The following is a 10,487-nucleotide window of genomic DNA, read 5'->3' as shown; positions in this document are numbered from 1 at the left end:
CATCGTCGCCAAGACGGATGCCCGGGTCCGCTCCGAGATCCGGCGCGACTGGAAGCGCAAGGGGGCCGAGGGCGCCCCGCGCCCAGCCCGCCGCGCCGCGCAGGTACGACGTGTCGGTGGGCCCCAAGCCGTGCCCTTCTCGGAAGGCTTCAGGGATGATCCACGCCGTACTGCACGCACTGTCGATCACCGGTTCCATGACCTGGGAGATCACCTGGGCCCTGATCCTGGGCTTCGCCTTGTCCGCCGTCGTCCAGGCCGTCGTCCGCAAGTCCACCGTCGCCTCCCTACTCGGCGACGACCGCCCCCGCACCCTCGCCATCGCCGCCGGCCTCGGCGCCGCCTCGTCCTCCTGCTCGTACGCCGCAGTGGCCCTGGCCCGCTCCCTGTTCCACAAGGGCGCGAACTTCACCGCCGCGATGGCCTTCGAGATCGCCTCCACCAACCTCGTCGTCGAACTCGGAGTGATTCTCGCCCTGTTGATGGGATGGCAATTCACCGCGGCGGAGTTCGTCGGCGGCCCCGTCATGATCGTCGTCCTGGCGGTGCTGTTCCGCCTGTTCCTGCGCGACAAGCTCCTACGCCAGGCCCGCGAGCAGGCCGAACGCGGACTGGCCGGCTCCATGGAGGGCCACGCCTCGATGAACATGTCCGTGCAGCGCGAAGGCTCCTTCGCCGGGCGCCTGTTGTCGCGTGAGGGCTTCACCTCCACCAGCCACGTGTTCGTCATGGAGTGGGCCGCGATCCTTCGGGACCTGGTGATCGGTCTGCTCATCGCCGGCGCGATCGCCGCCTGGGTGCCGGACTCCTTCTGGCGCACGTTCTTCTTCGACGGCCACCCGCTGGCATCCGCGCTGTGGGGGCCGATCATCGGCCCGCTGGTCGCGATCGCCTCGTTCGTGTGCTCCATCGGCAACGTGCCGCTCGCGGTGGTGCTGTGGAAGGGCGGCATCAGTTTCGGCGGCGTGGTCGCGTTCATCTTCGCCGACCTGCTGATCCTGCCGATCCTCAACATCTACCGGAAGTACTACGGCGTGAAGATGGTCCTCTTCCTCCTCGGGACCTTCTACCTCGCCACCGTCATCGCTGGGTACATCGTGGAGTTCACCTTCGGCGGTCTTGGCCTGATCCCGGACCAAGCCGACGCGAAGCTCCCCATGGAAGGCATCACCTGGAACTACACCACCTGGCTCAACATCGTCTTTCTCCTCCTGGCCGCCGTCCTGCTGGTGCGGTTCTTCCGCACCGGCGGCAAGGCGATGCTCCGCATGATGGGCGGATCCCCCGCCGCCCATCACGACGGGCATCACGCCGGCCACCGCCAGGACGCCCCCGCAGAACCGGGACACGAAGACCAGCACCACTGAACGAATACCGCGTTCTCCATGACGATGCAGCCTTCACCCAGCTCCACCGGCCCGCCCCCGGCGGTGGGCACCGCACCGAACAGCACCCTGCGCCCGGCCCCCACGCGCACGTCCCCGCAGCGTGGCGGTCGGAGCGACATAGGCCGTGGGGTCGACGGAGGGCGAACAGCCTGACGAGTGACAAGCATGGCCGCGATCAGCTGTTGTCCTTTCGTACGCCTGCCAGTGTCCACGACGTACAGGCATGAGGTCTGGGCGCTGGTCAACGCGTCGACCAGCTGGGCGAACTCGGCACGCTGCCGGGCGGGCAGCGTGGCGTAGAGCCGCGCCTGCAGCTCGTCAGTGAGTTGCCCGGCGCGTTGCCATCGGGGAATCAGGGCCGCGGCGGCTGAGTTCGCGGTACCGGTATCGTCCGGTCTCCCGACCTGCCGTACCGGCGGCCTACGTTCAGAGAGCGATGCAAATGACCAGCCGGCAAGCAACGACGACCCTGTGGCGCCCCACCGGCCCCAAGGAGCTGGATCTGGTTCGGAAGCTGAACTGGCATGCCTGGCCGCCCCGGCTGCCCGAGCAGCCGATCTTCTACCCGGTCCTCAATGAGGACTACGCGGTCAGGATCGCGCGGGACTGGAACGTGAAGCACGATGGCGCCGGCTTCGTCACTCGTTTCGAGGTCGAGTCGGAGTTCTTGAGCCGCTATCCCATCCAACAGGCCGGCGGGCAGACGATCCTCGAGCTCTGGGTCCCGGCCGAGGAACTGGACGACTTCAACGCCCACATCGTCGGCGCGATCCAGTTGGTCCACGAGTTCCGCTGAGACGCGGACTCAGCCCGGTGAACGGGGCTATCCACGAGGACTCCGAAGCCGTGATCACACCAGCCATACAACAGATCATTTCAGTCGCCGACAGGTCTCCTCGCGCGTCCGTCGCGGTGGGCTGCATCGGGATGACCGCCCCGACCGTGCAGCACTCGTAGCGATCGTCACCGCGGTCCCCCCGACACCGGTCAACGTCCTGGTGTCTCCGTCGGACATGGTGCTGACCGTCGCGGAACTGCAGCAGGCCGGGGCAAGTGCATCAGCCTGGACTGATCTTCTGGGCACCGGACAAACAAGGAGGGACAGGGCGGGGCTCATGCTCTCTCCCGGAGACGACGACGTGACCAGCCCAGACGTCTCCTGGCCCTATAGCGGCTTCAACATGTTCAGGGAGTAGCTGGCCCAGACAGAGGGGTTCACCCTTGCGGAGTTGATCGGATTCGGTGGAGACCGCATGGGGAGCAGCGCCACTACCACGCTGGCACCGCTACTCGACCATCCGGTCCCCCGGGGTGTGCCGTGGTTCCCCGCCGACGTCGAGAAGTGGTCGGTGCGGTGGGTGCTGCTGCACCTGATCGAGGAGACCGCACGCCACGGCGGCCACGCCGACATCATCCGCGAGAGCCTGGACGGTGCACCCTCTACCCGCTGATGGCCGCCCCCGAGCAGCGGCCCGACCCGTGGTTCGAGCCCTGAGAGCCCGCCGCGTCCCGGTGGTTGAGGGCTACAGGCCGTCAGAAGTCGTGCCCTATCGGCCGGATATGGTCGAGGCGCTCTTGCGGACCGGTCCTACGCTGGAGGCATGGCCACCGATCCCTTGCTGAGACAAGGCCCCGACTCGACGGATCTGGTCCTGCGCGCGGGCCCGGCCGGGCCGGCGTGGAACGCGCTGACCTCGGCGGGGCCGGCACTGTTCACTCCGCTCGCCCTGGGCGTGCCGACCCTGCTCGTCGCCTTCTGGATGGCGCTGGCCGGGGCGCGGGCGTCGACCGTGTTCGTGGTGGTGGGGGTGATCGCCGGGCTGGAGTACCTGATCGGCTGGCCGGCGCTGGCCTTTTCCCGGGCCCGGGACATCCTGCGGGTGGAGTTCGCGCCGGCCGGGGTGCCCGCGTTCCTGCGGTTCGTCCGGGCCGCCGGGCCGGACGACTGGCTGCCCGTCGAGACCCTGCGCGAGGTGCGGCTGACGCACAAGGTGGTGGAGCCGTACCAGGGGGACTACAAGCCGGCCGTCTCCACGCTCGCGCTGGAACTCGTCCAGCGGAGCGGTAGGGAGCGGCTCGCGCTCCCGTTCGGCGGCGACCCGCAGCGGCTCGCCGACGCGCTGGAGGCCCTGCTCGGCCCGGCTGGGGTCGTGGTGGAGCTGCGCACCGAGCGCAGCACGCGCGAGCGGCCGCAGCCCAACTCCGGCTGGACCTCCGGCGGTTCGGCCTCGGCCGGCTCGGGTGGCGGCTGACCCGGCTGCATCGACGGGCGCTCCAACGGCCGGGGAGCGCCCGTCGATGCAGCCGGGGTCAGACGGTGCGGGGCAGCCTGCCGCTACTTGGGCGCGTTGAGCCGCCAGGTCGGCTCGGCCGCAGCCGGGTCCTCCGGCCAGGCGTGGCGGGGGTAGCGGCCGCAGAACTCGGCCCGCACGGCGCGGTAGCCTCGCGCCAGAGCGGTACTTCAGCGCAGTTTCTTCTGCCTGCTCCACAGCAACGGCCCGGACATCCAGTTCTAACCGGTCGGCGCCGTGCCCGTCATGTGGAACAACGACGAATGGGCTGACGCCACCCGTCGTTGAGAACGAGGCGGTGCCTCAGGGCACGCTAACCGCTGCGGGGCTTTTATCCCCCGGCGATGGACTTCCGGGCGGCAGTGACACACCCTTTCTCCCAGTGCCACCATCCCTTGGCCTCACCGTGCCCCAGGAACATGTGAATCTGCGGCAGATCCGCCTCCGGCGGGAGATCCAGAGCCACCATCCGGTACTGCTCGATTCCCTCACCGGTCGTGCCGAGGCTGTGGAAGATCTTCAGAACGCTCTGACGGGCAGCGGCGGAGCTACGAGACGGCGCGGCGCCGGCCAACAGCCTGCCCGGGACCGTCAGGTCGACGCGCCTGAGAGCCTTCAGCGCATGGCGCGCGGCTGCGTCAGCTACCGGCAAGCACTCCGCGCTCCACCGAGCGCTCGACGAACGGCCTCGCGAACGCCTCGTGCCGGTGATCGATGATCACGTCGGCGAACCGGGTCTTCCTTTCCCCCACCGGATGGCCTTCGAACCCTTCGCGGACCTTCTCCCGCAGCCTTGCCGCGTTCCGCTTCCCCATCCCGGGGCAGAGGGCGAGAACCGCGTCGGAGAAGTCGTCCGGTGTCAGACGTGCATGCGTCACATCCTGCCAACGACCATCGGGCCCATCGGACTCGGCCAGCCGCCAACGTACCGGCGGCGGCCACATCCGCGCTCAGAAGCGTCGGGTGTAGCTGTGGAAGCAGACGCGGGCCCCGGGTCGGCCAGGCCGTCGTGTCCCCGGCTCTACTCCTGAACAAGGTCATAGACAGCCCGTTGAGGGTCGCTTTTGACGATGAGCCCGTCCGCGCACAGGTCGCGCAGGATCTGCCGGACCCGTTTCTCCGCTGCCTGTTGGTCTTCCCACATGTGACCGTGGTCGCCGAGAGCCGTGATGGCACGCTGCGGATCCCAGGTGCCGCCGTGGGCGCGAATCGCCTGGGTGAGGACATGCCGGTCGGGATGGTCCTTCTTGCGGTGGTTGACGATGCTGGCAGGGGCACCGCTGTAGTTGCAGTCGGCGCACTTCTCCCACGAGCAGTCGGGATCGGTGACGGCGGCGTGGCGGACGGAATGGTGCGAGCCGAAGCCGTGGGCGTGGAGCAGTTGAGCGACGGACCCGTCGTACTTGAGGGCCATGAGCGCTGCTTCGGCGATCTTGTCGTGGCCAGCGGCGAAGAACTTGCCCAGGCCCACGTCCTTCCCGCAGCCGCACCAACACTTGCCGGTCGGGATGAGGCGAGGCTTCTCATTGCTTGGCATGAATCCAAGGTAGCAATCCTTGAGTTGAAGTCAAGGTATAAATCCAAGGATGTTATCCAAGGATTGTCTTGACGCGGGCTCGCCGATCTCGTCGTCCACGACCGGCCCGAGCGGGCGGCCCCGCCGATCCGCTCGGCCGCCTTGCCGACTCCGGTCGACGGCACCTTGGTCATGGACCTCCGCATAGAGGTCCTCAAATACCTCGGTCCGTACCGTGGGATCCGGGGAGAACATGTTCCTGAGATGGCCCGGAACCCCACATACCTGACCGGGCAGGTGGCCGGTCGTCCAGTCGGCATCTTGTATGTGGATCATGGACGACGGTCTCCAAGGGATCACTGACATCCACGGCACCGGATGAACGCCACCAGCACCCCACGGACGCCCGCTCGACGCTCTCCGCATGGAGGGGCGAGGCTGGGCCCCCAGCGGGTCACTCTGCTGCGCCGAGAGCACAGGCCCCTGCGTTGGCAGGCCCGGTCTGGCCAACTCGGATGCACATCACGACACGTCTACCGCTCAAAGGACAGGTCGTGTGCTCAGTCACAATCCTCTGTGACTGAGCGCGATAGATGGCTCCGACAGACAGCTGCGATGCACAGAATGGCGGCAGGCGCGCGGGGTTCCATGGCCGAGGGTCGGCCACTCGTCGTTCAGGCCAGCGGGGCCCAAGGGTCGTCGTACGGTTCGGGTTCCTCCGGGTGGAGCATGCGGCGGACGCAGCGCAGGAGCCCTGGTTCGCCGCATCCGGCGACCGTCAGCCAGGGCAGGGCGTCCATGGCGCGGGCGCGCTCTTCGGTGGCCAGAACGCTGACGGTCGCCTGTAGGGCGTCGGGGGCGGGTTCGTCGGTGAGGCAGAGCCAGCCGATTGCGGCGGCGAGGCGGACTTCTGGAGGCTGTGTCCGGTCCTGCCACAGCTTGCCGACTCTCGCAGTGGCCGGGCGGTGCGGGTTGGCGCGTGTGGTCTCTGCGGTGGCGAGAACCAGGGCGGCCAAGACCATGGGGTCCTGCTCCTTGGCGAACCGGGTGGCGAAGGCGCTTCGGACCGTAAGGTCAGGGTCGGCCGCGGTGGCGAGAGCGTAGGAGGCGCCGATGCGCGTGCCGGGGTCGGACTTGTTGAGGAGAGGCAGGAGCATTGAGATTCCGGCGGTAATTGCGGCCCGGGCTGCGGCCACCGACCAGCCCGCCGGGTAGCCGGTCACCTCGACGCCGTAGTCGTCGTAGTCAGTGCGTGGCATTGAGGGTCGGTGCGGTGGAGGAGGAGTTCGTCGCGGGAGGCGGTTCCGAAGTGACGCGCGCGGGCCGGAGCGGCGAGACCGCCAAGAGCGTCAGCGCGGTGTGGGTGGTGGGGGTCGGTGGCGATCCGGATCAGGAACGGTACGGCGAGAGATGCTGCGGCCCGGCTGTCGTCGGCGCACATGCCGATCAGTACAGCCACCGCGTTGCGTGCGGTCCCGTCTGCGGTGTGCAGCTGCCGAACGGCATCTCGGGCCTCCTCCCCGTGAGGGAAGTTCCCCCACGGCAGGTCGTCGAGGGCAGCTCTGTTGCTGGTCTCGGGCCTGATAGCCGCAGCCACAGCCCGGACATCGAACGGACCTCCGGCGAACGCGGCCGGATCGGCCCCATCCACCAGAGCCTGGCACATCGCGAACGTCGGATCGGTCCGCCAGTCCCCCACACCGCACCGCCCCATTTTCGAATCCACAGAGATTCGATCATGCGCGATCCCGACGACTCGAGTCCACCTGTCAGGCAGGGTGCAGCCCGATGTGGACGATCTGCTCGGCCCATCCCCCTCAGCCCGGCGCCAGTCACCCAGGCACCGCCTCCACCACTGGTCCAGCTGGCGTCGACGACACCGGGCCATCGCCCGCCACTGCCACTACCAGCGCCGCACGCACCCCGATCGGGTGAGTGACGAACCACCGCCTCCGTGATGCAGCGTCAGCCATCTAAACTCCGAAAGGGCCCCGTGAACAGGGCATATGGAGAACTGCAACTGGAGTACTAGGCCCCGGTCAGCGCTTCGCTCCCTGGGTGCGGCCACCAGCAAGTGAACGGTAGAACGCGGGCCGCCCCTCGAACAACAGCAAGGTCGCCATGCCAAGCGCTTGTCAGGATCTGCACCACGAATGGGACGGCGAGCCGGGCTGGGTGCTGTTCCTGGTGGCCGGGCGACTGCTGGTCACCGTCGCCGCGCCCGTCTGGCAGGCGATCGTCGAAGCCGGCCGGCAAGCACCGGGCCCAGATCCGCTCGCGGCCATCGGCTTTCCCCGCCCGCCCGAGGACACGGACACGCCGTGGGTGATCGCGGCGGCTCACGGAGCGTGGACGTCGACGGCGGATCGTGGGGCGCGGGCCGCCTCACATGTTCGGGGCGCGGCGTGTGGAGGTGGCAGCCACTCCCCCGCTTCAGCATCAACCAGGGCCGGTCGGCCGAGAACTGGACCGCTCGGCAGACGCCGGCGCTGCGCCTGCGCGCGTTGGTGAACCTGCCCTGGGCCGAGGCAAGCCAACTGGAGATCAGCAAACCGCGGCGCACTCAGCTCGAACAGCAGCTTCTGCACAGCGCGGTGGCCGGGGCATGACGATGCTGTCCCGGCGCCGGGGCGTCGAACTGCCCGCCGCTCGCTGGGAACGGGGCCCCTTCGGCAACTCGGCCCGATCCGCCAGCTACTCGTGCGCGATCGCTGGACCGGGCGGCGGCCTGGCCCTGAAGGCGTCCGTCGTACTCGCCTTGCCCACCACGATGGAGCCCACCGTGGTCGCCTGCTCGGATGTTCTGGTCGAGAACCCGCAAGCCTGGGCAGCGGCCCTCGGCCCTGGTCGGGACACGCGGCTGGGCCTCGACGAGGTCCAGGACGTCCTGCTGACCACGTGGGAGACGGCTGCCGAGCTGCTGCCCGACCTCGTCGGTGACCCGGCCGGGCCGTCGTGGGCCGCCCCGCCCACCACCGAACTGCGGATGGCGTGCGAACAACCCGCCGACAACGGCGTCCTGACGGCCCTCGACTCGCTCGTCGACCTGGCGTCGCTCGGCACGAACGACGGCGGGACCAAGTCCGTTATGACTGTCACCATCACGGGCACGCCGGCCATGGAGCGGGCGGAGCGCCGAAGGCTGCTGCGCGAGGCGCTGGTGCACATGGCCCGCGAGTTCGGGTACGTGGACGCGGAGGTGGGCCTACTGTAGTTCGGCGGCCAAGCACCGGCCGTCCTGATCGGCGTGCCAGGTCAGGAGCCGACGGGGGCAGGCGGCTTCAGGAGCGAGGCCGGGAGGTAGGCGGACCTGGTTTGCAGGTCCCAGCCATGAACCTGTACGGCGAGTGCGGCCAAGGAAATCGCGCCCAGGGGAAGCAGAGTTCCGGGCGCGGGATCCTCACCGACACCGGTACGGTGCTGCGCCAGTCGTTCGTCCAAGGCCCTCTCGAAGGCGCTCTGATCGTCGGCGAGCAGAACGCGCAGCAGGCGCTGGTCGGGACTGACCGCGTGGGCGGCGTCCAGGGCAAGGGCGGCGTCCAGCCGCTCGTCCGTCGATGGCTTGGTCAGTGTGACCTGCGGCCAGTCTCGGGGCAGGTGGCCGCGGGCCGGGGTCAGGTAGGCGCACAAGGCGTCCATGTGTGCGAGGTCGTCCAGTTCGGAGACGGAGTCCCGGCCGGCGTGGGGCAGGTTGTTGTGGAGGGCGGGTGCGAAGTCGCTGCGCAGGACCAGACCGATCGCCCGCTCCCAGTCCTGCACCAGACCGCTGACAACGCAGATGTCGAAGGCGTCGATCCATGTGCGGGCGGTGACCGTATCGGTCGCGTCGTGCGTCTCGTCGTAGTCCAGCTCTTCGCTGGTCAGACGCGTCCTGGTCAGAGGCAAGGGGATCTCCCAATCGCCTCTGGGAGTACAGCCCAGGTCCACCACGCCCAGGCGGCACTCAGCAGCGGTGAGCAGGGCGAGGCGAGTGCGCTCGTCATCGAGGTCGGGGTCCTGGGTAGTGCGCGCTGCGACATGGTCGAGCAGCTCGTGGCCGAGTTCCTCGAGCATCACACGCATCGGATAGCCACGCTGATAGACATCCTCGAAAAGCTCCTGGACACGGTCCGTCTTGTCGCCAAGGGCCTGGTCCAGGCGCTGCGGATTCACGGGATGGCGTGGCGCGTGGTTGATCTTCATCCGTGCATGATGGCAGGCGCCACCGACATCGTCGCTCTCACGCTTTCCGTCCGGGGGCTTCGTTTACGTTCAGCAGCAGCGTTTGTCGATGAGTTCCAGGTTCTGGCACAGATCTTGGGGAGCCGTGGCGGAGGGTCACCACAGCGGCACCGTTCCAACCAGTCCCGCCGGTCGTTGTTCGTGTGTGCCGTTGACTGACGTGCAGTGGGCGCGAATCGAGCCGTTACTACCGAATCGGACAGGGCGGGATCACCGGGAGGTGATCGACGCGATCGCCTGGAAGTTCCAAACGGGATCGCGGTGGATCCATCTCCCGGAGAAATACGGTAACTGGCGAGGCGTCTACAACCGGCTGCGGATGTGGGCCATCGACGGCACCTGGGAGCGGGTGTTCACCGCACTGGTCGCGCAGGCCGACGCCGACGAAGACCTCAGCTGGGTCGTCTCGGTCGACTCGACCGACCTGCGCGCGCACACCAGCATGCGGCCGGGGCGCGGAAAGGGGCCCCAACAGGTGAACCGGCGGACCACGCCATCGGCCGGCCCCGCGATGGCCTGACCACCAAGATTCACCTGGCCTCCGATGCCCAATGCCGGCCGCTGGCCTTTGTGCTCACCGCCGGACAGGCCGGTGACGCACCCGCCTTCCCTCACGTCATGGCCCGCCTTCGGGTTCCTCGACGGCGAGGACGGCCCCGCACCAGGCCGGACGTGGTCCTGGCCGATAAGGCGTACTCCTCCCGCGCGATCCGCGATCACCTGCGCAAACGCGGGATCCGGGCGGTCATCCCCCTCCCGGCAGACCAACGCGGCCACCGCCTGCGGCGCGGCAGCCGCGGCGGCAGACCACCAGCCTTCGACCGCGAGGCGTACAAGCAGCGCAACACCGTCGAACGCTGCATCAACCGCTTGAAACAGTGGCGAGGCATCGCCACCCACTACGAGAAGACCGCAACCATCTACCTGACCGGACTCCACATCGCGGGCATCTTCCTCTGGTCTGCCCGGTGCTCTAAGAAGTCATCTCATTTGGCGAGCCTGCGGTAGCAGATGAGGGTGCAGGCGATGCTGGTGAAGGCGAGAAAGTGGTCGGCTTTGCGTTCGTAGCGT

At 68.3% G+C, this 10,487-nt stretch carries 12 protein-coding genes and 1 pseudogene; 7 read left to right on the top strand and 6 right to left on the bottom strand.

What is annotated here, in order from left to right:
* Window positions 1-158 precede the first annotated feature (158 nt).
* From ABZ454_RS38335 to ABZ454_RS38320, 4 genes and pseudogenes are all read left to right on the top strand, one after another.
* Window positions 159-1,367, top strand: coding sequence for a permease (locus tag ABZ454_RS38335; RefSeq protein ID WP_359544054.1), 1,209 nt, complete (start codon window positions 159-161; stop codon window positions 1,365-1,367).
* 457 nt (window positions 1,368-1,824) lie between these two features.
* Window positions 1,825-2,184 (top strand): hypothetical protein, encoded by a 360-nt coding sequence (locus ABZ454_RS38330; RefSeq protein WP_359544052.1) that lies wholly within the window; start codon window positions 1,825-1,827, stop codon window positions 2,182-2,184.
* Between the two features lie 502 nt (window positions 2,185-2,686).
* Window positions 2,687-2,883 (top strand): annotated as a pseudogene (locus tag ABZ454_RS38325) (DUF664 domain-containing protein); the annotation flags it as partial.
* A gap of 106 nt (window positions 2,884-2,989) precedes the next feature.
* The gene (locus ABZ454_RS38320) at window positions 2,990-3,640 is read left to right on the top strand and encodes a hypothetical protein (protein WP_359544051.1); all 651 of its coding nucleotides are present in this window, start codon (window positions 2,990-2,992) and stop codon (window positions 3,638-3,640) included.
* Between the two features lie 83 nt (window positions 3,641-3,723).
* Here ABZ454_RS38320 and ABZ454_RS38315 read toward each other — a convergent pair whose 3' ends face one another.
* The 5 genes from ABZ454_RS38315 to ABZ454_RS38295 form a co-directional block, all read right to left on the bottom strand.
* Window positions 3,724-3,840, bottom strand: coding sequence for an ATP-dependent helicase C-terminal domain-containing protein (locus ABZ454_RS38315; protein ID WP_359544053.1), 117 nt, complete (start codon window positions 3,838-3,840; stop codon window positions 3,724-3,726).
* Between the two features lie 170 nt (window positions 3,841-4,010).
* Window positions 4,011-4,331 carry a DUF4265 domain-containing protein gene (locus ABZ454_RS38310; protein ID WP_359544050.1) on the bottom strand — a complete coding sequence of 107 codons (321 nt, stop codon included), beginning with the start codon at window positions 4,329-4,331 and terminating at the stop codon, window positions 4,011-4,013.
* Window positions 4,318-4,557 (bottom strand): hypothetical protein, encoded by a 240-nt coding sequence (locus ABZ454_RS38305; RefSeq protein ID WP_359544049.1) that lies wholly within the window; start codon window positions 4,555-4,557, stop codon window positions 4,318-4,320. Before ABZ454_RS38305 ends, ABZ454_RS38310 begins: the two co-directional genes overlap by 14 nt.
* Window positions 4,558-4,700: 143 nt before the next feature.
* Window positions 4,701-5,216 (bottom strand): hypothetical protein, encoded by a 516-nt coding sequence (locus tag ABZ454_RS38300; protein ID WP_359544048.1) that lies wholly within the window; start codon window positions 5,214-5,216, stop codon window positions 4,701-4,703.
* Window positions 5,217-5,869: 653 nt separating this feature from the next.
* On the bottom strand, window positions 5,870-6,454 hold the full coding sequence (locus ABZ454_RS38295; protein ID WP_359544047.1) for a hypothetical protein: 585 nt from the start codon (window positions 6,452-6,454) through the stop codon (window positions 5,870-5,872).
* 1,089 nt (window positions 6,455-7,543) lie between these two features.
* Here ABZ454_RS38295 and ABZ454_RS38290 point away from each other — a divergent pair.
* Complete coding sequence (locus tag ABZ454_RS38290) at window positions 7,544-7,804, top strand: hypothetical protein (protein ID WP_359544046.1); 261 nt, start codon at window positions 7,544-7,546, stop codon at window positions 7,802-7,804.
* On the top strand, window positions 7,801-8,409 hold the full coding sequence (locus ABZ454_RS38285; RefSeq protein ID WP_359544045.1) for a hypothetical protein: 609 nt from the start codon (window positions 7,801-7,803) through the stop codon (window positions 8,407-8,409). The genes ABZ454_RS38290 and ABZ454_RS38285 overlap by 4 nt, the downstream gene beginning before the upstream one ends.
* A gap of 41 nt (window positions 8,410-8,450) precedes the next feature.
* Here the strand turns inward: ABZ454_RS38285 and ABZ454_RS38280 are convergent, their stop codons facing one another.
* Window positions 8,451-9,377, bottom strand: coding sequence for an immunity 49 family protein (locus tag ABZ454_RS38280; RefSeq protein WP_359544044.1), 927 nt, complete (start codon window positions 9,375-9,377; stop codon window positions 8,451-8,453).
* Window positions 9,378-9,561: 184 nt separating this feature from the next.
* Between ABZ454_RS38280 and ABZ454_RS38275 the strand changes: the two genes are divergently transcribed.
* Window positions 9,562-10,424, top strand: a protein-coding gene (locus ABZ454_RS38275; RefSeq protein ID WP_359544043.1) for an IS5 family transposase whose coding sequence is annotated in 2 segments (ribosomal slippage) — window positions 9,562-9,837 and window positions 9,840-10,424 — 861 coding nt in all. Because the reading frame shifts where the segments join, the coding sequence is not laid out codon by codon here.
* The last annotated feature ends 63 nt before the right edge of the window (window positions 10,425-10,487 follow it).

Source organism: Streptomyces sp. NPDC005803 (genome assembly GCF_040630435.1).
In the GTDB taxonomy this organism is placed as follows: Bacteria; Actinomycetota; Actinomycetes; order Streptomycetales; family Streptomycetaceae; genus Streptomyces.
Note: the sequence above shows the minus strand (reverse complement) of the source record. Positions and strands in the feature narration are given on the sequence as shown.

Bases quoted from the DNA above. Each gene is read 5' to 3' on its own strand.
- ABZ454_RS38330 (WP_359544052.1), top strand. From the start codon at position 1,825: ATGCAAATGACCAGCCGGCAAGCAACGACGACCCTGTGGCGCCCCACC.
- ABZ454_RS38320 (WP_359544051.1), top strand. From the start codon at position 2,990: ATGGCCACCGATCCCTTGCTGAGACAAGGCCCCGACTCGACGGATCTG.
- ABZ454_RS38300 (WP_359544048.1), bottom strand. From the start codon at position 5,216: ATGCCAAGCAATGAGAAGCCTCGCCTCATCCCGACCGGCAAGTGTTGG.
- ABZ454_RS38295 (WP_359544047.1), bottom strand. From the start codon at position 6,454: ATGCCACGCACTGACTACGACGACTACGGCGTCGAGGTGACCGGCTAC.
- ABZ454_RS38285 (WP_359544045.1), top strand. From the start codon at position 7,801: ATGACGATGCTGTCCCGGCGCCGGGGCGTCGAACTGCCCGCCGCTCGC.
- ABZ454_RS38280 (WP_359544044.1), bottom strand. From the start codon at position 9,377: ATGAAGATCAACCACGCGCCACGCCATCCCGTGAATCCGCAGCGCCTG.